This window comes from Bacteroides mucinivorans (assembly GCF_034654355.2).
Taxonomy (GTDB): Bacteria; Bacteroidota; Bacteroidia; order Bacteroidales; family Bacteroidaceae; genus Bacteroides; species Bacteroides nordii.
This window is the reverse complement of the sequence record NZ_CP178179.1, coordinates 1840896-1862998: the sequence shown is the minus strand read 5'-3', so window position 1 is coordinate 1862998 and position 22103 is coordinate 1840896. Positions and strand designations below refer to the sequence as shown.

Genomic DNA, 22103 nt, shown 5'->3' with positions numbered 1-22103 from the left:
TATATAAACTTATAAACCAAGGAGAAATAATGAAAAAGGTAATACATAAAGCGGATACCCGCGGACGTTCACGCTACGATTGGCTGGATAGTCACCATACATTTAGTTTTGATGAATATTTTGACTCGGAACGTATCAATTTTGGTGCGTTACGGGTGTTGAATGATGATCGTGTTGCTCCGGGAGAAGGCTTCCAGACACATCCTCACAAGAATATGGAGATTGTATCTATCCCCCTGAAAGGAAAACTGGAACACGGAGACAGTAAGAAGAACAACCGGGTGATTACTGTGGGCGATATACAAGTAATGAGTGCCGGTACGGGTATCTTCCATAGTGAAATAAATGGTAGCAAAACGGAACCTGTGGAATTCCTGCAGATCTGGATCATGCCACGCGAACGGAATACACATCCTGCTTACAATGATTACAGTATCCGCGAACTGGAACGAAAAAATGAACTGTCACTGATTGTATCACCTGACGGTAGTACTCCCGCCTCACTACTACAGGATACATGGTTCTCCATCGGTAAAGTGGAAGCCGGTAAAAAGTTAGGTTATCATCTGCATCAGACTCACGGAGGAGTTTACATTTTCCTTATTGAAGGAGAGATAGTAGTGGATGGTACAGTGATGCAACGCCGGGACGGCATGGGTATCTATGACACCAACAGTTTTGAGCTTGAGACTCTGAAAGACTCACATATTCTGTTAATAGAAGTTCCAATGTAATAGCATTAAAATCATGGAAATAAATCTCGCCGGCATCCGGCAAGAATACACCAAAGGCGGATTGAAGGAAAGTGAACTTCCCGACAATCCGCTTTTGCTGTTTAACCGCTGGCTCCAGGAAGCCATTGATGCCAAAGTAGACGAACCTACTGCAGTGGTTGTAGGCACTGTGTCGCCCGAAGGACAACCCTCGACACGAACCGTTTTATTGAAAGACCTTCATAATGGCAAGTTCATATTCTACACGAATTATGAAAGCCGTAAAGGCAGGCATCTGGCAAATAATCCACGCGTGTCTTTGTCATTCATCTGGCATCAGCTGGAAAGGCAGGTGCATATAGAAGGCATTGCAGCCAAAGTTCCGGCTCATGAATCGGATGAATATTTTAAAAACCGTCCATATAAAAGCCGTATCGGGGCCCGTATCTCTCCACAAAGCCAGCCCATCAAAAGCCGGATGCAGTTAATACGAAGCTTCGTGAAAGAAGCAGCACAATGGATAGGCAAAGAAGTGGAACGCCCGCAGCAATGGGGAGGATATGCCGTCACTCCTACCCGGATAGAATTCTGGCAAGGCAGGCCCAACAGGCTACATGACCGTTTTCTGTATACGCTACAGAAAGACGGAACCTGGAAAGTAACACGTCTGGCTCCTTGATTTTCTTACTTTTTCTTGTTTGTAATGAGAAGAATATGTAATATTGCATTCCTAAACCATTAACCCATGAAACTGGATTATATCTACCACAGTGGTTTTGCCATCGAAGCCGAAGGTGTAACCCTTATTATTGATTATTATAAAGATTCGTCAGAAACAGAACGAAACCGGGGAATCGTACATGACTATCTATTGGAGAAACCCGGTAAGCTATATGTTCTTTCTACCCATTTCCATCCCGATCATTTTAATCGCGAGATACTGACGTGGAAAGAACAACGTCCGGACATCATCTATATTTTCTCAAAAGATATCCTGAAACATCGTCGCGCCAAGCAGGAAGATGCTATTTATATTAATAAAGGAGAAAGCTATGAGGATGATGCTTTGAGAATTGACGCATTCGGCTCGACAGACGTGGGAATTTCTTTCCTCATTCACCTGCAAGCTATGCATATATTCCATGCCGGCGATCTCAACAATTGGCATTGGAGTGAAGAATCTACCGAAGAGGAAATACGTAAAGCGAATGGCGATTTTCTGGCAGAAGTGAAATATCTGAAGCAACAAGCTCCTGCCATTGACCTCGTCTTATTTCCGGTAGACCGGCGAATGGGAAAAGATTACATGAAAGGAGCCAAACAATTCATTGAACAAATAAAAACTACTATATTTGTACCCATGCACTTCAGTGAAGATTATGAGGGAGGAAATGCTTTCCGAAACATAGCAGAGGCCAATGGATGCCATTTTATCAACATCACTCACCGAGGAGAAACTTTTGATATTACTAAATAAAACATAGAATTATGAACAGATTAACACACTTTTTTCTTGTATTATTTCTTCTCTGCCTGCCGGTAAGTATCATGGCACAGAAAGATAAAGATGACAACGACGACAGCAGATACCTTGTTGGTGCGGTTCCCGAAGTAGATGGAAAAGTTGTATTTTCCAAAGAATTCAGCATACCAGGTATGTCACAGGATCAGATATTCGACAGAATGATGAAATGGATGGAAAACAGGCTGAAAGAGAATAAAAACCAGGGAAGCCGTATTGCTTACTGGGACAAAGAAAAAGGAATGATAGCGGGAATTGGCGAAGAATGGATCGTATTCAGATCGAGTGCCTTGTCATTAGACCGCACACTGACAAACTATCAGATTACTGTAACCTGCAAACCCGGTCAGTGCCTGATGGAAATAGAAAAGATACGTTTCAGTTATCGTGAAACCGAAAGATATACCGCCGAAGAGTGGATTACTGATAAATATGCACTCAACAAATCAAAGACCAAGTTGATACGCGGTCTGGCCAAATGGCGTAAAAAGACAGTAGACTTTGCAGATGATCTATTTGCCAGTGCAGCCCGGGCATTAGGAGCAGCAGAAGCAGTAGAACCTGAAGTACAGACTACGAAAAAAGCAGTAACAGCTCCCGGACCGGTAGTTATCACTCCGGCAACACCCGTTACTGTTGCCACCCCGTCTGCAAGTGCCACTCCGTCTGCATCAGGTAGCATACCCGGTTATACGGAAGTAGCACCTTCACAGGTACCGGCCAGTGCCATTCAGATGGGTGCAGGCAAACTTGTAATTGCTATTGGTAAAGATGCATTCAACATGACGATGATGACTGCCAATGCAGGTGGTTCATTAGGAAAAATGGACGGTAAACCTGTTGTTTTCACCATATTCTCTCCCGATCAGTCCAACGAACAGATAGAGAAAGCAGAAACTTACTCTGTAAGATTCTATCCTTCTAACCAGACAGAGCCTTCGGTAATTCTTGAATGCAAGAAACTCCCGTCACAAGCTCCACTGGAAGGGCAACCACGTACATATGCAGGAGAAATTGTAAAAGCCTGGATTAAATAATTATTCAATGTGCCAATATGCCAATTGGCTGCGCTATTACCCTGCACAGCAATTGGCACATTGGCATATTAGCAAATTATCACATTATTAAATATGGAAATAAAAAGCAGATTTGATCACTTCAACATCAATGTAACCAATTTAGAGCGCAGTATCGCATTTTATGAAAAAGCGCTCGGCCTGAAAGAACATCATCGTAAAGAGGCTAAAGACGGCTCATTCATATTGGTTTATCTCACTGATAATACGACCGGATTCCTACTGGAACTTACCTGGTTGAAAGAACATACAGAGGCTTATGAATTAGGAGAAAACGAAAGCCATCTTTGCTTTCGCGTAGCTGGCGATTATGATGCCATCCGTCAGTATCACAAAGAGATGAACTGCGTATGCTTTGAAAATACAGCTATGGGATTGTATTTCATAAATGATCCGGACGATTACTGGATTGAAATATTACCACAGTGAACAATTGACAGTGGACAGTGGACAGTTACAATGTGGCATGATGCGCAGCTAACTGTCAACTGTCAATTGTCCACTGTCAACTAAATAACTATTTCTTATGTCTTCCCGCCCTTTTCCTTCTTATTTCCGCCTTCATTTTTGCAGCGCCAGAGCCATGGGTTCCTTTAATATAAGTTGTTTTCTTAGCTTTCGTCTTCACCTTATCTTCCTCTTTTTTAGGACCGTCTTTCTTCCCTTTAAAAACGATACCACCCATCATTGCATCTTCTAAGCTCATAATCTTACTTCTTTAATTCATATTTTCAATGTACAAAGATAATCCTTTTCTCCGAATTATCTATCTTTGCTTCCTTAACAACCAATAACGACGTAATGGAAACAACCTTACTCACAACAGACAAAGATCCTATGGGAGCTGCCATAGCCGACTATTTCAATCATCATAAGGCTAACCGCTTACAAGTATTCTCATCACAGTTCGATGAAGACGAAATCCCCGTAAGACAGCTTTTTCGTAATGCCAAAACAATGCCATTGCTTGAACGCACCGCTCTGCAACTGGCAAACGGAAGTATTCTCGATGTTGGTGCCGGAAGTGGTTGCCATGCCATCGCTCTTCAGGAAATGGGGAAAGAAGTATGTGCTATCGACATTTCCCCGTTGTCTGTAGAGGTAATGAAACAACGTGGTGTTACTAACGCCCGACTTATTAATTTGTTCGATGAACAGTTTGTTGACACATTCGATACAATCCTAATGTTGATGAATGGATCCGGTATCATCGGACGACTGGAAAATATGCCTGCTTTTTTCCGGAGAATGAAAATGTTACTTCGCCCGGGCGGCTGTATATTAATGGACTCAAGTGATTTACGCTATCTTTTTGAAGACGAAGATGGTAGTTTTGAAATAGACCTTGCCGGAGACTACTATGGTGAGATTGATTTTCAAATGCAATATAAAGATATTAAAGGAGACTCATTCGACTGGCTATATATCGATTTCCAGACTCTCAGCCTCTATGCTGCTGAATATGGTTTCAAAGCCGAGCTTGTCAAAGAAGGAAAGCATTACGATTATCTGGCTAAATTAATAATGTGTTAATGTGCCAATATGCCAATGTGCCAATTGCTGCGCAGTGTAATAGCACAGCCAATTGGCACATTGGCATATTATCATATTGGCACATTATCAAAACGGAAACAGTAGTGGCAATGCAAATACCATCACTACCCCCATTATTATTTGAAGTGGTAATCCTACTTTTATATAATCCATAAACGTATATTGCCCTGCCGGCATCACCAAAGCATTGGGAGGTGTTGAGAACGGAGATGCAAAACACATACTGGCAGCTACAGTGACAGCAAACAAGAAGGGCACGGGGCTAACCCCTACCTGCAAGGCACTTTGTAAGGCAATAGGTGCCATCAATACTGCCGTCACAGTATTACTGATAAACATTGTCATCAGTGAGGTAGTGAAATAAATACCTGCCATCAAAACAATCGGTCCATAGCTCCCCAATCCACTGACAAGGCTATTGGATATGTATTCTGACGCTCCCGTTTTTTCCAATGCCAACGACATGGGAAGCATACCTGCAAACAATACGATTGTTTCCCAGTTTATTGTTTTATAAGCCGCCTCTACATTTCGGAAACAACCTGTAAGCACCATTAATACTCCTGCAATCATCACCGCAGTAACAGGAGCCACTGGGATAAAATCGAATACCATCATCACTACCATCAGGAGCATGATAGCAGCCGCCACAGGAGCTTTATAATCCAATGTTACTTTAGCTGCCTCATCCAAAGGTTGACCCAACACTACCCAATCGGCATCTTCCTTACTCAATCGTGCTATATCCTGCCAGGTACCCTGCACCAAAAGTACATCTCCACTATGCATCTTCTCATTACCCAGTCCTTGCAGGATATACTCTTTTTTACGGCGGATACCCAACACGTTCAAATTAAACTTATCGCGGAAACCAGCCTCTTTCACGGTACGATTCGATAAATTGGAAGAAGGCATCAATACGATTTCAGCAATACCAATATCATAAAAATCAAGTGATTTATCAGCCTTTGCGGCTTCTTCTGTTGTATGCCCGTCGAGCATTTCCAACAGATAATCCTGAGCAAACCGATCCACATTCTCAACCTCACCTGTAATATAAAGCACATCTTCAGCCTGCATCACGGTATCAGGAGAGGCTAGTTTTTGTGTAATCGTTTTCAGAAAACGATTTTGAGAAGCATCTCCACGACGTACCTCCAGAATATTCAGTCCATATTTACGCCGTACATCCAGATCGATAATTGTTTTTCCTATCAATGCAGATGTAGAAACAGCACGCAAACGGAATAAATTACTGGATAACCCATACTCTTTCACCAACTGGTTCAATGACTTCCCGGAAGAGAGTCCATCCTGTTTCTTTCCTTTCTTTGAAAGAAACCACTTGGTAAGGGGCAACAACACGAGTGTACCTACTACTACACAAATGATACCCACAGGTAAAAAAGAGAAAAAAGACAAAGGTTCAAATCCGGCACTTGTCAATGTATTCTGAATCACAAGGTTGGGTGGTGTACCAATCAGAGTCATCATACCTCCCATGCTACTTGCAAAAGCCAATGGCATCAACAAGCGGCTGGGATTCATACCCGCACTGACAGCCAGGCTCACTACAATGGGGAGCATCAGCGCTACAGTACCTGTGTTACTAACAAAAGCTCCGATAGCAGAAGTAACCAACATCACCAATAAAAATAATCGTAATTCACTTTTACCTGCCAGCTTCAATATCTTACTACTAATCATTTTTGCCAGCCCTGTCTGAAAGATAGCCCCACCAACCACAAACAGTCCTACCATCATAATAACTACCGAATTGGAGAAGCCCGAAAGAGCCTCTTCAGGAGTCAGTATCTGGAAAATAAGTAAAGAAATCAATGCACAAAGAGCAACGAGGTCAGAACGCACCTTACCACTCATAAAAAAAGCTGCAGATAGTACTAAAATAATGAGAGTTATAACCATAAAATGAGTTTAGGGATTAATAAAGTTTAAGTATTCCGTTCGTTTTAAAAAGACAAAAGCCAGTCAACACCGGCTTTTGTCTTTTTAAAACTACTTCTTTAGCATTTCATCAATTTTTTGCACCAAAGAGGCAAATTCTTCTTCATTATACAAGCGTGTGAGCTTCACAATCTTCCCATCACGATCAATCAATACATTTCTTGTAATTCCCGAATCGCGAAGTGCATATTTAGCAAAGATATCCGCTCCCGGGTCAAGTCCCAACGGATAAGTAACTCCGGTAGCTTTTGCAAAAGCAAGTACTTTATCCAACGGTTCATCACGATCAATACCGATCAAAGCAAAATTGGGATTATTCTTATGCTTCAACCAGATATCTTTCTCAATAAAAGGCATCTCTTTACGACATACACCACACCAACTGGCGGTGAACTGCAACATTACCACCTTCCCACGAAGTGTGGAAAGATTCACCTGTTTTCCATCGGTCAACGTCACCGTAAAATCGGGAGCCATCTCTCCTACCTTAACAATGTATCCCGTACTATCAGCCTGTACGGCACTATTATTTCCTATAGCAACCGATACGCTATCCGTAGCAGCACTCTCTTTATCCTTTTTTCCCTGTCCGGAACAAGCTAAAACGCCTGTAACCAACAAGACCAGACAAGACACATTAAAAAAAATCTTCTTCATTTTCTTTTATACCTAATTAATTGATTTGCAAAAGTAAACAAATCATATGACTTATCAAATAGCATTTTCATCCTATTTTTTTCATTTCCTTATTTGGAATTTTGGAGTAAATGATTACCTTTGCACCCGCAAAACAGAAAACGCCTCTTTAGCTCAGTTGGCCAGAGCACGTGATTTGTAATCTCGGGGTCGTTGGTTCGAATCCGACAAGAGGCTCACTCATCTTTTAAACGTTTTCCGAATATCGGAAAACGTTTTTCATTTATCGAAACTTTTCCACTTTTCGTACCTATTTAGTTTCAAAGTTACAAAATCAGAACCGCTATTTCATTTATAGTGTTCATTCAGAAGCATTATACCCGACTTTTTCACCCCTCTGTTTTGTTATATAATCAGGGAAACAATAAATATATCTGCATTATGGAAAAAGCAAGAATTGGAGAAAATTCAGGCAAAGTATGGCGGGTACTTAACGAGATGAAGAAAATCTCCGTTCACGAACTATGTACAATAACCAATCTGGCTATTGAAGATGTAATGTTGGCTATCGGATGGCTGGCAAGAGAAAACTGTATCTTTATTGAAAAAAGAGAAGATACCCTCTACATCAGTAACGGTTCGGAATATTACTTCTGTTTCGGATAAGAACACGAAGAAATAATCCGCTACAAATTCAATAAAAGAAAGTGTATTCTGTTACATATTACCGTAACAGACCACTTTCTTTTTGAATAGCACCTTCCTTCTAACGACATATACCAATCACATTCAAAATGGCTGTCACATAGCAATGAAGTGGTATTTGCACAAAATTACAGGTAATTCACACAAAATTGATAGCTTAATAAACATTCCATTGAACAAAAAGGACATAAATATCAATCCAAACAGACAAAAAAGAGTAACTTAGCAATCAGGAAAATAATCCTCCCAAAGATGATTTATTTATCAAAACTAAATAACATGGTAAAACCTATTTCAATGAAGTATCTGGCATCACTCTCTTTGTTATGCCCCTCTGTGGCTTTTGCCGCCGAACACCCCAACATTATCTACATCTTCACTGACCAACAAACAGCCAATGCCATGAGTTGTGCCGGAAATCCGGATTTACATACTCCTAATCTTGACAGGTTGGCTGCTGCCGGTGTGATGTTCAACAATGCTTATTGTACCTCTCCCCTTAGTGGCCCTTCACGCGGTGCAATGTTTACGGGCCACTATCCCGGCGCAGTAGGATTATCCGTAAACGGCTCACCAATGCCCGATTCACTCAAGAACCAAACATTGGGTACATTGATAAAAAATGCCGGATACGATTGTGCTTATGGTGGCAAATGGCATATCCCTTTGCTTGATATACCCGATAAGGAATATGGCTTCGACAATATATATAAACATAGCGATGACGGATTGGCGGAAGCTTGTGCCGAATACCTTTCACGCGAGCACAAGAAGCCATTCTTTTTGGTCGCTTCGTACGATAACCCGCACAACATCTGTGAATATGCACGAAGTCAGAATTTACCTTATGGAAATATAGACACACCCGACATTCGGGATTGTCCGGGCCTACCCGCCAATTTTGCAAAAAGTCCTTATGATGCTGATATCATAGAAAACGAAAGAGCAAATAACTATAATGTATATCCTACAGCTAACTATACCCCCGAGGACTGGCGCATGTATCGGTATAACTACTACCGCCTGGTAGAAAAGGTAGACAAGGAAATCGGAAAAATTATTGATGCTATCGACAAGAACAACCTTTGGAAGAATACAGTCGTTATCTTCTCCAGCGATCATGGAGATGGTATAGGTGCTCACCACTGGAATCAGAAATCTGCCTTATATGAAGAAGTGGTTAATATTCCTCTCATCATCACATTACCAGGTAAGAAGCATGCAGGTAAAGTACTGCCTCAGCTCATCAGCAATGGTATAGATTTCTTTGCTTCTATCTGTGATTGGGCAGGTGCTGAAATGCCAAAGGGTGCAACCGGAAAATCATTTCGTAAAATTGTGGAAGAAGGAAACCCGCAAAGCCCGCATCAAGACTATATCATCACCGAAACACAGTTTGATGGCAGCAAAACCAGAGGTTGGATGGTACGTAGCAAACGTTATAAATATGTACTTTACGATAAAGGGAATCATCGTGAACAACTATTTGACATGCAAGAAGATAGAGGCGAAACAAGAAACCTGACAATGGAAAATACTTACAATAATGAGTTACAAAAGCATCGTGATATTCTTGAAAATTGGATGAATACCTATAATATCCGCCCAACTCGTCCGAAATTACACGATGTCCCCGGAAAGAAACTTAAAAAATAAAACCAATATCATATAATCTCTTACATTCAGGCTGAAAGCTGAGCACAATGTTTTTTTGTGTTCAGCTTTTAATCTTTAGTATTTGGCCACCGTTTCATAAACAAATGAAAAAAGCAAGCAATTAGATGTTGACCTCATCTTCCTATTTTATAGCTTTGGAACTCTACAATTCGAACCATTTTTTTTATTTATAACAAAGGATAAGCAACTATCTTCACTCAAAAAATTCTATATACAAGGCTCGTAAACTACTTAAAAACAGCACTTACCGAAGTTAGTGCTGTTAAAGATACTAATTTGAAAGCTAATCACAACTTCATGGCAACATTCCAGGCAAGGAGGTCGCTGTTAAAGATACTAATTTGAAAGCTAATCACAACAAAAGATAACAACCGACTCCCGGATTCTCAGCTGTTAAAGATACTAATTTGAAAGCTAATCACAACACAACACCAGCAACTCACACGATCAAGTAGCTGTTAAAGATACTAATTTGAAAGCTAATCACAACAACTTACCGGAAGTGAACACTTTACGTTACGCTGTTAAAGATACTAATTTGAAAGCTAATCACAACCGTTCCTGTTCCTGGTACTTCTGCTCTTTTGCTGTTAAAGATACTAATTTGAAAGCTAATCACAACGCGATCCGATGCTGAAAACTTATGGCTTATGCTGTTAAAGATACTAATTTGAAAGCTAATCACAACAAAAAAACTGAAGAGTATACATACACCTGTTCCGGAAGATTTTTTAATAATCATTACACACGTGCGTGATGAGGCTTACCGATACCTCAAAAGAGGTATGTTTTTTATGTTACCTCTTTAGTTACTTGAGGAAACTTAAATGGTAACTAAAACTATACCGGAAAATGAAACTTTTGGGACTGCTATAAAAAAAGGCATAGCCTAAATAATTTAAGTTATGTGGCATAAAACATCTAAATCAATAGCACACAGTTACTTTTTACGTATCTTTAAAAACATGGAAGTGTTTTACATAGACGCTCCATGTGTTTTAGTTCGTTTTCAACCCTAATACTTACATCGACACCATTCACTGAGAACCAACGCTTTTTGCCTTTTCTTATCTCTTTTTGTAAGTCCTCAGATATTAAATTCAGTTTAAGTAAATCCAAAGTTAATGCATCTTTTGCCATCCTTATTTGAGGATATTTTTTATAATATATATATTCATCCTTACATTTATAGTAAGTTTTAATTCCAAAATTTAAAATTGATTCAATACTTTCTATATCCTTTGATATAAATACAATTATTGCATCCATTCTTGCCTTATTCTTTAGAGATTTCATAATGTAAAGGGTTGTTTATCATATATGGAGTATCTTTGGTTACTCCTGCAGCTTTAATTTCCTGAGTAGTTTCACATTTAAGAAGTTCAAATTCTGGTAATTTCATACAATTTCTAACCTTGTTTACATCGTATCCATACCATTCACAGAAAGTCTTTGCTCTCCATGAAATTTTATTTACTTTTTTCATATTTCAACTATTCCATAATAGTTAAGTACCGTAACAAAGACTCTTTTTCAGCCTCAGCAACAAGTTTTCGAAAGTCTTCCGGTTTATTTTCTGTATGCGATTTCTCTAAAGCCCTGTAATAGCTTATTTTGGCTTCATTACTGCCTTTTAATGTGATAAGGGTATAACCATTACGTAAGAGATATAGATTCATCAATAGACGGGAAGTACGTCCGTTACCGTCAATAAACGGATGGATGCGTACAAGTTCATCATGGAGATAGGTAGCAATAAGAACCGGATGAATCTTTTCTTTTTCCATCTGCTGAAACTTGATAATAAAGTCTTCCATTTGCTTCTCTATCAAATAAGGTTGGGGTGGCATATGTGTACTACCTGAAATCATAACAGGGACAGTACGATACTTTCCGGCATTCTCACGATCTATGCCATGAAGAATAAGGGCGTGTATTTCTTTAATGGTATGTTCGCTTATCTCTATATCCTTTTTCGCAATGTCTTTAATGTAGTCTATTGCTTCCGCATGATTAATTGCTTCTAAGTGCTCACGCATGGATTTGCCTGATATGGTTACCCCTTCATTTACAACAAGGGCAGTCTCTTGCAAAGTAAGGGTGTTACCCTCTATACGGTTGCTTTCGTAAGTATATTCAATATCCAAAGCATCCTGAATCTTTTTCAGTGCTTCTTCAGGGAGCGGACGCAAAGCTGATAATTGTATTTTGAGTGTATCAACTTCATTCAATAGTTGTTTCATTTCTTCATTCATGGTCATTCAGCTTTGATATTGATACTCTTTCCACAGTGAGGACAGGACAAAGAGGCGGTTCCGGTCTTGGATTGCTCAAAGAGTTCAGTAACCGAAACTTCCAAAGCATCCGCTATTTTGTTTAATGTTTCGACCGTTGGGTTACCATTAACCATATTAGACAGATTTACTCTATTTATTCCCATCTTATCGGCAAGCTCTGTTATGGTCATGCCTTTTTCTTTTATAACTTCCTTTATTCTTAAATCCATATCGTAATGTTTTAGTTTACGGTACAAATATAAGAATTATTATTAAATATAATGTTTTTACGGTACATTTCTCAGTTAAAGTAATGTTAAATATTTCTTTCTATTTAGATTAATGTACCGCTATATATTACATTTGCATCATAAACAAAACATAAAACATTACGGATATGAAACGATACAACTTATCCCAAATAATGAAAAGAGTACACAACTTGTATAACAATGCACGTGCAAAGTACCCGACATTCTCCGATGCACTCCGCAAAAGCTGGAAAATGGCTAAATTCAACGTTCAAGTAACAGAGAGTATCAAGGCTATAGATACAGAGAAAGAAGCTCAGGAGGCAAAGGAACAGGAAGCACGGGAATAGGCTGCAATTCGCTCTATTCTTTTTACTGCAGAACAGGAAGCACAACGTATCAAACGTGAAGCAGAAGCCAAAGCACAACGCATGAGAGACGAGATCGCAGCACGCAAAGCGGACATCTCTTATGCTGAGTATCAAAATCGTATTAGTCGTTCGATGGGTTACGGCTGTGGCTCTTATTGTGGAGATTGAACCATGATAGAGATAATTATAATACTTGGTAACCTCGTTAGTGGGTACTACCTGTATAGAAAAGACGGAGAAAATTTATTTTATTGATATTATTAATTTGGTGGGATATCCATCACTAAGACTACAAAAACGAAATGGAAACAAGAAAAGAAATTGATGAAGTATCAGAATTTACTTTTGCCTTCCGAATGATAGGCGACAGCATGAATAACGGTTCAAAATGGAGCTTTGCTAATGGTGACTATTTGCGATGTGATGAGGTTAATATACAAGACGTGAAGATAGGAAATGATTATGTGATAAAGATTGGTAACGGATATACAGTAAGGCGTATTTCAAGTATTAACGATAGACATATTACAATATTCCCACTCAATCCACTTTATGAAGAATCACAGATTAGTATTGATGACATCCAACAAATGTTTATCGTGAATTCATGCCAAACAAAAGCTATTTAGGAGTTCAATGCTTATCAGTTCAAATTACAAGAGGTTGGCAAAAAGTCAGTCTCTTTTTGTTTGATAAAGCAAGGTGATAAAGAGCTTATATACCTTGCCAGGATAAACAAAAAAGTATAGAGCTAAATTATCCATTATTTGCAGAATATATTAATATGGATTGCTATTTTTATAGAGCTTTATTATAAATAATTACAATAGATCATGATAAATCAGTCCTTGAAGCACTTTATTTCTTATGACGAATCAGCCGAATTTAAGTTAGCGAATATTCTTATTGTTATGGATAGAGAGACTTTTGGACAACGAAAAGCTGCGAGCATGGTTGGTGGATTGGGCCGCCTTCTTAAGTTAATAGAAGAAGGTAAAATCCGGAGTGATAAACCAAGCAATAAGCAGAATGGAAAGTGGTTCTGTAATGCGGCTGATGTGCTTAGATATGTTGTGGTAAAATATAGAAAACCGAGGAAAAAGAAAAAGCAATGATCCATCACATACTAATTGAATATTTAGTGTATGGGTGTATAGGCACAATAAAGTGAATTAAATGAAGTGTCCACGTACGTATGCGCATATACGCACGAAAAAAATTGGTCATAATTGGACAGTCTATAGAAAGAATCACACACTTTCACACAGTCCTATGGTACAAAGGTGACGATCCATACGCACACGTGCGCAAAGAGACCTAAAGAATCTGAACCATTATACGTATGCGTGCGTACATGGGAAACCGGGAGAACAAGCGTTATCAAATACTGCTTTCGTCTGCTGAATCCCCCTCCGGCAGAAACCGGATAGTATAAATGTACTATTAGGAACAATTGAAAAAGGCGGGAACAAAGTGGGAACATTTTTACCCACTTTAAAAGAAAAGCCCCCTCAGAAATCATCTGAAAGGACTGCTTGAGGTTCCTGGCGGTCACTAAATACCGTTTTCTAATGATATGCTATAAAACCTATTACTCCTTCAACTCAGATTAATAAATTAGTTTTCATATCCCGTTAAATAACATGAAGTTTCATAGTGTATCACCAAAGTGGTCTCTATATTGGTCCCTACTTATAAAATGCACCAGAGCATCCTCTTAATGACTGTAACCATTCCAAATACATTTTATCCGGCATTTTACGATAACCTAGCTGGTGAATATATGTGTAAAGTTTCTCCACATCCCGATAGAGTTCCTCGTCTTTAGTTCTCGTAAAAATTTCAAGTAATGTTTCAGCTTTGAGTAACAGCGCATTGATATAGTTGGGAAACGCCTCCAATGTACAATTACAACATTTCAGTATAAATTCAGGATCATAATCCGATGAGAATTTGTGTTTATAACCTTCTGCCAAGTCTGTCATACAAATAGCAACCGTAGACTTTAAGGAAAGCGTATCCATATAAACGCCACTTCGGATAGCATCAGTATGGATATACCCAGAAGCTTTTATCCATACATCAGTAGGAAACTGACCGGAAGTCAATTCCACGTTATACCATCCATCAGCCTCATTATGTAGTTTTATATAAGCATGATTAGGGGCTAATGCCAACCATGATCTTTCCCCCAACTCTTCTGTCAACAATTTATAAAATAGAGGTAAAGAATGACAATTCCCCTCGTGAGTAGACATTAAAATAGAAACAAACATATTGCTCCATTCTTTACTTCCGGCATAGTCATCGAAATTATATTGAAATGGCAAATGATATAGCAATGTAGTATCTGAAACAGCTACAGGAATTGTATCCGTCATCATTCGATAGATAGCAGCATGGACATTTACAGAATGAAAATCGGCATGATTATAGCTGATCAGGTTATTTGCGGAAAGCAGTTGGGTAAAAGAAACAAATTGCTGCAATCTATACTCAAAATCTTCACGATTTAGCTCTCCATCAAAATATGCATTTTCAACTGCAAATATAGCTTCTTTTAGATTTAAGGTTTTCCTATTAACCAACATCGAGTCAATGCTATCATAACTCATCCGATAGAAATTGCCTACTTGTGCAAACAGGTGGTTTGCAATAAGTAAAAAGAATATTAGAATTCCTCTTTTCATTAATCATTATTGTTTCTTTCGATTCCGATAGATTTTCATCAAATTATCACAAACTTTTTGTAAGTTATCAAAGTGTTTTTCATTGTATGAATCATAATTTAGTCCCATATCATCTATCAGTATTTTCTCTAAATATTCCATTAATTCTTGACGATTTTGAAGAAAATGAACTATCACAGGAATATACCCTCCATATTCATCCAATGCTATATCTTCACAAACTCCAATAGGATTCCATTTTGCCAAAATGTTATTAATTTCTTCATAAATTTCATCCATATTTTTATCATCTAATATAAACTTACCCAATCTGCCTATTCTGATCTTCTAGAAGAACTCTTTTTAAAAAAGACTCCATATCAGATAGATTTTGATTAACATCTTCAACAGTTACACTATTTCCTTTTATAACACTCCAATTCTCCAAAGGGATCCAATAGTCAAATGCTCAATCATTCTTTCATTTTTAAATTCCCCAGCATCCCAAGCCCCCTAGACTATACACAAGATCACAATATGATAATTCCCCATTATGGAAAGCTCTTATAAAGTTGAGCATCCTGCACCAAAGCTTAGATTGATATTTGTTAAATAACATTTAATGTCCTAATTTAATTACAGATATAACACGAGTTCCTTCTCTATTGGCGATTATTCTAAAATTCTCAAAAGTCCTTACGACTTACGCTACTGTTCTTTCCATTGTCACTACTCCATATTTAAAAACATTTTTAACTACAGAATATGGTATGCTTCGACTAAATGAAGCCATTCCTTATAATATCAAGAAAATTACAAAAAACAGGAATAATTCATCTGAGAAAATTTTATCTAATTTTCATCAATATCTATATATAGTGAAATTGATTTATCTAATCTCTCTTTAAAATGATTTCTATGGCAAAACAATTGTTGAACTTCTTCACTATTTACGTTGCTCTGCACATTTATTACCATTGCTTTATGATAAGGTAATGACTTCCCACAAAAACAACAGATTACCTCCATTCCATCTTTATCATAAGTTCCATCCATAATTCTTAGCTATTCTATTTATTGATTTTTGTGACCAATTACTCATCGTTGTTATAACCTTACCATCAGCATTCAAAACAACCGCATTAAATCGTCCTGAACTAATTTCATGTAGATATACAGTTGCTCCATCTGATTGCGAAAATGCCTTACCCATCGTTTTTGTAGCTCGGATCCCATTTGCAGTAAGAACTCCCCCCCTTGTTGCAGCAGCCCCTGCTATTCTTTCAGCCCCATGAGCAGTTGTCTGAATAGCGTCAGCAGCAAATTTGTTAAACAATTTACTTAAAAAACGTCCTCCAACTCCACCAACAAATTCAGAAGCTGTTAATCCCCACAAAGCCTGTCCAACTTTTAGTCCTATTTCATTCGTCTCTTGATTAACCAATCCATTAAACAATTCAGACTTAGAGTTTTCCGATAAAGGACTATTTTTTCCTAAAAACTGATTCTGTAGCTTTGCGCTGGAAGATATCAAACCAAAAGCATTTACTGCTTGATTTGCCATTACACCTGCATTTTGGTAAGCATTAAAATACGAATCATCACCTAATTGAATGGAAACAGAAGAGCCAACATTCGTATAACCTTCCAATTCGTCATGTCCTTCTTGCCAGTAATAACTTCCATTTTCATTGTGCCGATACCAATCTCTTCCATCAGGATCAACATAATTCACCGGATTATTATTGCAATATGCATACGGACTTATTGAATAATACCTTTCAGCATGAGGATCAATGGAAATAAAGCGGCTGACCGTTTGAACATCCATAACAGAATCCAAAGTGTCCGCTCCAACCAGCCCTACTATTTTATTCGTTTCTGTATCAAACTTGATAGAACCAATCTCTACAATTCGATTCTTATCATGAAATTCATCAAAACGACCATTACTCAATGTAGCCATCGTAGGTTCATAGCCGTAAGCAGCAAAAGGATTCTGAGCATATCCCGTCAGTAAGATAAGCAGAAATAACAAGAAAGCGGTAATTCGTCTCATATACATTTATTTTTTGAATTGGATGATCGGTGAAGGTTGATTTTCCGGCAATGTCTTAGCCTTATCTACTTGCTTTAGCCAATTGTAATACATTTCAGTGGGCATTTCTTCATAACCAAGACTGTCTATTTTCTCATAAGATTGAAGCATTCGCTTAAATAGTTTATAGGCCTGTGGATATTCCGGTAACTGCTCTTTGGAAGGTCTGCCGCAAACATCAATGACATACATGGCCTGTGCCGTACAAACATTTGCATGCATTTGGTAGGTAGTCAAATCGGAAGGAGCATAATAAAATACCAAATTACTATTTTCTTCCACAAAACGATCATACCCGTAACGTGATATATAATAATATGACAAATCATTAAGCATGTGGGCAATCGTTTGTTTTGTAGTTTGAGGATTTAGGTAAATGCCCGTTTGAATAGCTTTAGATTTTATAAAGCCACTATTCATATAGAAATCATCTGTGACAACAGCACTTTGAGTGAGTTCTATGTTATACCAACGGTTTTGCTTGTCTTTGAATTTTATAAAAGAATGACTCGGAGAGAAACACCAGAAAGCTTCCGTATTCATCTCTTCCGCAAGAATAAGAAATAATAAAGGCATCGAATGACACTGTCCGGTATTTTGGTTTAAGAGTTTAGATACCATATAATTACTCGTATTGACTTCAGCCCTATAATCGTCAAAATCATATTTTATCGGATAGTGAACAATCATTTTCTCACTGCTGGGTTCTTTAACTTCTATGACCTCTGACAAAACACGAAAAACCATCATCAACTTTGCCAATTCATCGTTCTCGTCAAGTTTCTGCTCTTGCATCTTCAACTGGCAAATATGTTTTAGATTCTGAATAGCCGCATCAAACTCTTCATATTTCATTTTATTCTGAAAAAAAGCATTTTCTGTAACAAATACAGCACGTTTCAAACTCATTGCATTTTTACCTTCAAGCATTCCAAGAATTTCTTTGCGCGCACTATGAAAGCATTCCGTACCAGAAGTGGCTGAAAAGTCCGGTAAAGGAATTGAGTCAGATTTTAGATATTCCCGAACAATATGCTGGCGATTAGCTACAGCCCTTTTACGCTCATTTTCTTCAACTTCACGCACAAAGAGTTCATTTTGCTTTTGGATAAAAATATTTTGAAAAGACGATGGAGAATTTGGAATTGTCGGTTGAGGTGCTTGATAGAGATTATCATATCGATTCATTTGAAAATGAGGAAAATGAGGTACCACACTTGTTTGTCCGAGTACCGAACTCATTTGGAATATCGAAATTAATATAATACTCCAATATATTATTTCATGTGAAACAATCATAGGCATAGCATCATCTTAAAAGCATTTTCAAAGATAGCGTTTTTTGTTAATTCATCATAAGAATCAGCTGTTATTTCAAGCATGATAGACAAATATTTCTGCAAAGAGGTTATTTCAGCTTCAACAACTAACGTTTGGAAATCTTCTGTTAAGTGTCCGTATGCGACTTTTCCAATGCCTTGTAGTAGCTAATTTTGTCTTCATTACTTTTTTTAGAACAATAATCACATAACCATCATGTATCGAATATTTCGGAACACCCGAAAAATATATTTCTAAATCCACAAACTATCTAAATGGGAAAAAGAGCGGAGTGGAAAAGAATTATAATTTGGGAAGTAGTGGGCACTATCTCTTGGAAGAATGTATATATAAGGAAGATGAAATGATAGAGAAAACATCCTACTACACGGATGCCAAAAATAGAGGGCAAAAGAAAAGCCATGCAAAATTAGTAGATGACAAACAATATAACACAAACTGGTTTCAAAACGGACAAATAGAATACAAAGGAATACTTCAAGTGACACCGGGAAACTATGGAAATATAAAAACTCCAATTCAGTATACCAGATATAGCGAAACGGGCATATTAATTGAGAAACTAGATGATAATATCATTTCGTTTTATGCGGAAGATGGCAAAACTATCACACAAAAAGAGAACCTAAGCACAGATGTGATAGAATGTTATGATAATGGTGCTTTAACCAAATCTATAAAAGTTCTGAGAGAAGCAGGAAATGAATATTATGAGGTATCTTTATATAAAGATAACGAAGTATATTCTAAGAAGATAGTAGATCAAAATGGAAATGATGTGGAGCAATTAAGAAAAGAAAAGCTATTAGAACTTCAGTATGATTCCTTATATAACAAGCTGCAAGAAATTCTCCCTACAAAAGTTTCCATGAATATAAAAGAAATGGAGTTTGTTCGTCCTGACGTAGTATATTGTAGAAAAGGATTATATGAGAGTAGTGGAAAATCCTCGGCTTTAGAGACTGCGGTTAAAATGCATAAAAAAGAATTAGATGATGTTATTCGTCTACGCAATGAATATACGGAAAGAGGGATTAAAGAAAACGATGGGAAATATTATAAATCGATAAAATTGATAAGTGAATACATTGATAAAATCAGTCGAGACTTCATGCAGAAGTATGATACTTTATCTATGATGAAAAAAATAGTAGAACAGATTTCAGATGACTTACAATGCGTGGAATGTTCTTACACTTATTATAGAGGTCAACAAGGGTATAAAGATAATGTGCCCAAAATACACAAGAATGCTTACAATGCATATCTTGCAACAACTAAATACCTTACTTTAAGCTTGGAGGGTAAAAACTTGAGCGAGACGTTGGCTATACTCCAACAGTATGCAACTGTTAGTTCCAAAATGAGGAAATGGTATAGCAAGAAAATTACTCCTATTGAGAAATTATTTAAAAAAGCAGAGACTTCCGAAGCTAAATTGGATATTTTCTTGAATAATGATGTGGAATAAAAAACATTTGTTCTCATGTAATGAAATATAAATCAAAGTATTACATACTAACTACGAACAAGAACCGCTATAATGTCAAGTTGTAGCGGTTTCTTTTTTTCGAGAGTTACGTCGTAAAATGACGTATATGTCTTAGTTACTTTGCTCACACTAAGACTAAATAAGAAAAAGAATATGAAAAAATTGGGTATATTCAAATATGAGTATGTAGGTGAGAGAGCCATACAATCCGGTTTCACTGAATTGGATAAAATTACATTCGGATGGAAAAAAGGAGAATTAATTGTGATTGGTGGACGCCCAGCAATGGGAAAAACAGCATTGGCAATATCCTTGGTGAGAAATATCGCCATCCTTAATAGAACCCCTATTGCTTACTTTAGCCTCGAAATGTCCACTGTTCAATTCATGAATCGTTTTTTATCAAATGTAAGCAACGTGGAAATAAATCATGCAGAATTGTATAGTGAGAAAGAACAAGCCTTATTGGATGATGCAGAAAAAATTATAGAAGATGCACCTATCTTTCTGGATGATACACCAGCGTTATCTATACAAGAACTTCGCACTAAGGCATCTCGCCTTGTACGAGAACATAAAGTTAAGCTAATTATCATTGACTATCTCCAACTGATGAATGCAAGTGGCATGAGTTATAGCAATCGTGAAGAAGAGGTTAGCGTAATTACTCGTTCACTCAAAGCATTGGCTATGGAATTGAATATTCCTATTATAGCTTTCTCACAGTTAAATCGTGGTAAAGAATCACGTGAAGGCATTGAGGGAAAACGTCCTCAATTAAGTGATCTACGAGAATCCAGAACTATTGAGCAAGATGCAGATATGATTTGCTTTATCCATCGTCCCGAATATTACAAAATATACCAAGATGAAAAAGGAAATGATTTGCACGGTATGGCTGAAATCATAGTTGCTAAAAATCGTAATGGAAAGACGGGAAATACTCTATTAAAATTTTCCAGTCAATTTGCACGTTTTGATAACATAGCTGATAACATAATCCATTAGAAAGAAAGCTACAATGAGAGTAAAGTCTTTTAAGTTTAAGGTTATTAGAGATAGTGAAAGTATAATCTTGTCACTAAACTTCTCTGATTTGTCTATTGAGGTTATTCGCCAATTAATTAGTAACTCTATCAAACTGGAAGCAAACAAAGAGTGTACATTACTATTTATTGGGAATATAGACTGCAAATTAGAATTAGAGGATATATATAACCTTGCTAGCTTTATACAATCAATTGTAGGTAAAACATTAGTTTGGGATATTATAAATGAAGCACCCAAGAATGATGAACCGGAAGATTTGGCAGGTTACTTAATTATAGCACCAAATTAAACTACATTAGTTATGGTCTCTTAGCTGGTCTTCCATAGAAGAGGGGGTACACAATCCCCTCAATCTATATTTCTTCATATAAATCACATATAATAGAAAGAACACTTAAGGACTACGAGATTCTTGAATGGCAAATCACTTTAAATCATTTGTGCTTCCACTGTAAACTGAATCCTAAAAATAATCAAAAGAAATATTGGAGAATATTCTCAAATTTTCAAGTGGTCCCCGAAACGGTCTCCATAAAAAACAAGCCCTTGAAAGTACTTGACTTTCAAGGGCTTTAGAGTAATAGTTGAGGTTCCTGGCGGATTCGAACCGCCGTACACGGTTTTGCAGACCGCTGACTAAGCCACTCATCCAAGGAACCTTATTTCCTCGTTTGCGGTTGCAAAGGTAATACTAATTTTCAAATCTC

25 protein-coding genes, 2 tRNA genes, 1 pseudogene and 1 CRISPR repeat array are annotated in these 22103 nt (G+C 37.6%); of the genes and pseudogenes, 15 read left to right on the top strand and 13 right to left on the bottom strand.

What is annotated here, in order from left to right:
- The first annotated feature begins 29 nt into the window (after positions 1-29).
- The 5 genes from VCM39_RS06500 to VCM39_RS06480 all read left to right on the top strand — a co-directional run bounded on the left by VCM39_RS06500 (position 30) and on the right by VCM39_RS06480 (position 3740).
- Positions 30-734, top strand: a complete 705-nt coding sequence (locus VCM39_RS06500) for a pirin family protein (protein ID WP_221650433.1) — start codon at positions 30-32, stop codon at positions 732-734.
- Positions 735-747: 13 nt separating this feature from the next.
- On the top strand, positions 748-1392 hold the full coding sequence (pdxH, locus tag VCM39_RS06495) for a pyridoxamine 5'-phosphate oxidase (RefSeq protein ID WP_322933902.1): 645 nt from the start codon (positions 748-750) through the stop codon (positions 1390-1392).
- A 66-nt stretch (positions 1393-1458) separates the two neighbouring features.
- Entirely contained in the window at positions 1459-2190 is a 732-nt protein-coding gene (locus tag VCM39_RS06490; RefSeq protein ID WP_221650435.1) for an MBL fold metallo-hydrolase, read from the top strand.
- 11 nt (positions 2191-2201) lie between these two features.
- Positions 2202-3272 carry a DUF4468 domain-containing protein gene (locus VCM39_RS06485; RefSeq protein WP_303071015.1) on the top strand — a complete coding sequence of 357 codons (1071 nt, stop codon included), beginning with the start codon at positions 2202-2204 and terminating at the stop codon, positions 3270-3272.
- 93 nt (positions 3273-3365) lie between these two features.
- Positions 3366-3740: a VOC family protein gene (locus VCM39_RS06480; protein ID WP_002561341.1), complete on the top strand. Its 375-nt coding sequence runs from the start codon at positions 3366-3368 to the stop codon at positions 3738-3740.
- Positions 3741-3828: 88 nt separating this feature from the next.
- On the opposite strand, the gene VCM39_RS06475 is transcribed toward VCM39_RS06480, so the two are convergent.
- On the bottom strand, positions 3829-4017 hold the full coding sequence (locus VCM39_RS06475) for a hypothetical protein (RefSeq protein WP_002561340.1): 189 nt from the start codon (positions 4015-4017) through the stop codon (positions 3829-3831).
- A 95-nt stretch (positions 4018-4112) separates the two neighbouring features.
- Between VCM39_RS06475 and VCM39_RS06470 the strand changes: the two genes are divergently transcribed.
- A complete protein-coding gene (locus VCM39_RS06470; protein WP_122200726.1) occupies positions 4113-4844 on the top strand; it encodes a class I SAM-dependent methyltransferase in 732 nt (243 codons plus the stop codon).
- Between the two features lie 87 nt (positions 4845-4931).
- On the opposite strand, the gene VCM39_RS06465 is transcribed toward VCM39_RS06470, so the two are convergent.
- Both VCM39_RS06465 and VCM39_RS06460 read right to left on the bottom strand, forming a co-directional pair.
- Entirely contained in the window at positions 4932-6791 is a 1860-nt protein-coding gene (locus VCM39_RS06465) for an SLC13 family permease (RefSeq protein ID WP_323674037.1), read from the bottom strand.
- Between the two features lie 90 nt (positions 6792-6881).
- Complete coding sequence (locus tag VCM39_RS06460) at positions 6882-7487, bottom strand: TlpA family protein disulfide reductase (protein WP_221650437.1); 606 nt, start codon at positions 7485-7487, stop codon at positions 6882-6884.
- A gap of 142 nt (positions 7488-7629) precedes the next feature.
- On the opposite strand from VCM39_RS06460, the gene VCM39_RS06455 reads away from it, so the two are divergent.
- The 3 genes from VCM39_RS06455 (at position 7630) to VCM39_RS06445 (ending at position 9827) form a co-directional block, all read left to right on the top strand.
- Positions 7630-7703 (top strand) — tRNA-Thr (locus tag VCM39_RS06455).
- A gap of 204 nt (positions 7704-7907) precedes the next feature.
- Entirely contained in the window at positions 7908-8132 is a 225-nt protein-coding gene (locus VCM39_RS06450) for a winged helix-turn-helix domain-containing protein (protein ID WP_221650438.1), read from the top strand.
- 318 nt (positions 8133-8450) lie between these two features.
- Positions 8451-9827, top strand: coding sequence for a sulfatase (locus VCM39_RS06445; protein ID WP_289291281.1), 1377 nt, complete (start codon positions 8451-8453; stop codon positions 9825-9827).
- A gap of 279 nt (positions 9828-10106) precedes the next feature.
- Positions 10107-10536: a CRISPR direct-repeat array (repeat unit 36 nt; unit sequence GCTGTTAAAGATACTAATTTGAAAGCTAATCACAAC).
- Positions 10537-10805: 269 nt separating this feature from the next.
- On the opposite strand, the gene VCM39_RS06440 is transcribed toward VCM39_RS06445, so the two are convergent.
- Genes VCM39_RS06440 through VCM39_RS06425 form a run of 4 tightly spaced genes read right to left on the bottom strand, consistent with a single transcriptional unit; the run spans position 10806 to position 12354 of the window.
- Entirely contained in the window at positions 10806-11144 is a 339-nt protein-coding gene (locus VCM39_RS06440) for a hypothetical protein (protein ID WP_025868344.1), read from the bottom strand.
- Positions 11125-11334: a hypothetical protein gene (locus VCM39_RS06435; protein WP_007486473.1), complete on the bottom strand. Its 210-nt coding sequence runs from the start codon at positions 11332-11334 to the stop codon at positions 11125-11127. Before VCM39_RS06435 ends, VCM39_RS06440 begins: the two co-directional genes overlap by 20 nt.
- A 7-nt stretch (positions 11335-11341) precedes the next feature.
- Entirely contained in the window at positions 11342-12103 is a 762-nt protein-coding gene (locus VCM39_RS06430; RefSeq protein WP_025868345.1) for a Fic family protein, read from the bottom strand.
- 2 nt (positions 12104-12105) lie between these two features.
- The gene (locus VCM39_RS06425) at positions 12106-12354 is read right to left on the bottom strand and encodes a helix-turn-helix domain-containing protein (protein ID WP_025868346.1); all 249 of its coding nucleotides are present in this window, start codon (positions 12352-12354) and stop codon (positions 12106-12108) included.
- Positions 12355-12521: 167 nt separating this feature from the next.
- On the opposite strand from VCM39_RS06425, the gene VCM39_RS06420 reads away from it, so the two are divergent.
- The 3 genes from VCM39_RS06420 (at position 12522) to VCM39_RS06410 (ending at position 13861) form a co-directional block, all read left to right on the top strand.
- A complete protein-coding gene (locus tag VCM39_RS06420) occupies positions 12522-12725 on the top strand; it encodes a hypothetical protein (protein ID WP_322933899.1) in 204 nt (67 codons plus the stop codon).
- A gap of 323 nt (positions 12726-13048) precedes the next feature.
- Positions 13049-13375, top strand: coding sequence for a helix-turn-helix transcriptional regulator (locus tag VCM39_RS06415; RefSeq protein WP_007486468.1), 327 nt, complete (start codon positions 13049-13051; stop codon positions 13373-13375).
- A gap of 204 nt (positions 13376-13579) precedes the next feature.
- The gene (locus tag VCM39_RS06410; RefSeq protein ID WP_322933898.1) at positions 13580-13861 is read left to right on the top strand and encodes a hypothetical protein; all 282 of its coding nucleotides are present in this window, start codon (positions 13580-13582) and stop codon (positions 13859-13861) included.
- A 573-nt stretch (positions 13862-14434) separates the two neighbouring features.
- Here VCM39_RS06410 and VCM39_RS06405 read toward each other — a convergent pair.
- From VCM39_RS06405 to VCM39_RS06385, 5 genes are all read right to left on the bottom strand, one after another.
- Positions 14435-15436: a hypothetical protein gene (locus VCM39_RS06405; protein WP_322933897.1), complete on the bottom strand. Its 1002-nt coding sequence runs from the start codon at positions 15434-15436 to the stop codon at positions 14435-14437.
- 6 nt (positions 15437-15442) lie between these two features.
- On the bottom strand, positions 15443-15715 hold the full coding sequence (locus tag VCM39_RS06400; protein ID WP_322933896.1) for a hypothetical protein: 273 nt from the start codon (positions 15713-15715) through the stop codon (positions 15443-15445).
- Positions 15716-16267: 552 nt separating this feature from the next.
- Positions 16268-16471: a hypothetical protein gene (locus tag VCM39_RS06395; protein ID WP_278508250.1), complete on the bottom strand. Its 204-nt coding sequence runs from the start codon at positions 16469-16471 to the stop codon at positions 16268-16270.
- The gene (locus tag VCM39_RS06390) at positions 16455-17474 is read right to left on the bottom strand and encodes an RHS repeat-associated core domain-containing protein (RefSeq protein WP_322933895.1); all 1020 of its coding nucleotides are present in this window, start codon (positions 17472-17474) and stop codon (positions 16455-16457) included. The genes VCM39_RS06395 and VCM39_RS06390 overlap by 17 nt, the downstream gene beginning before the upstream one ends.
- 6 nt (positions 17475-17480) lie before the next feature.
- Positions 17481-18818, bottom strand: coding sequence for a hypothetical protein (locus VCM39_RS06385; protein ID WP_322933894.1), 1338 nt, complete (start codon positions 18816-18818; stop codon positions 17481-17483).
- 307 nt (positions 18819-19125) lie between these two features.
- Here VCM39_RS06385 and VCM39_RS06380 point away from each other — a divergent pair, with 307 nt between their 5' ends.
- From VCM39_RS06380 to VCM39_RS06370, 3 genes and pseudogenes are all read left to right on the top strand, one after another.
- Entirely contained in the window at positions 19126-20325 is a 1200-nt protein-coding gene (locus tag VCM39_RS06380) for a hypothetical protein (protein WP_322933893.1), read from the top strand.
- A 210-nt stretch (positions 20326-20535) separates the two neighbouring features.
- A pseudogene (locus VCM39_RS06375) lies at positions 20536-21348 on the top strand (DnaB-like helicase C-terminal domain-containing protein); the annotation flags it as partial.
- Positions 21349-21367: 19 nt separating this feature from the next.
- Entirely contained in the window at positions 21368-21685 is a 318-nt protein-coding gene (locus VCM39_RS06370; RefSeq protein WP_322933891.1) for a hypothetical protein, read from the top strand.
- Between the two features lie 298 nt (positions 21686-21983).
- Here the strand turns inward: VCM39_RS06370 and VCM39_RS06365 are convergent.
- Positions 21984-22055: transfer RNA gene (locus tag VCM39_RS06365), tRNA-Cys, on the bottom strand.
- Positions 22056-22103: the final 48 nt, after the last annotated feature.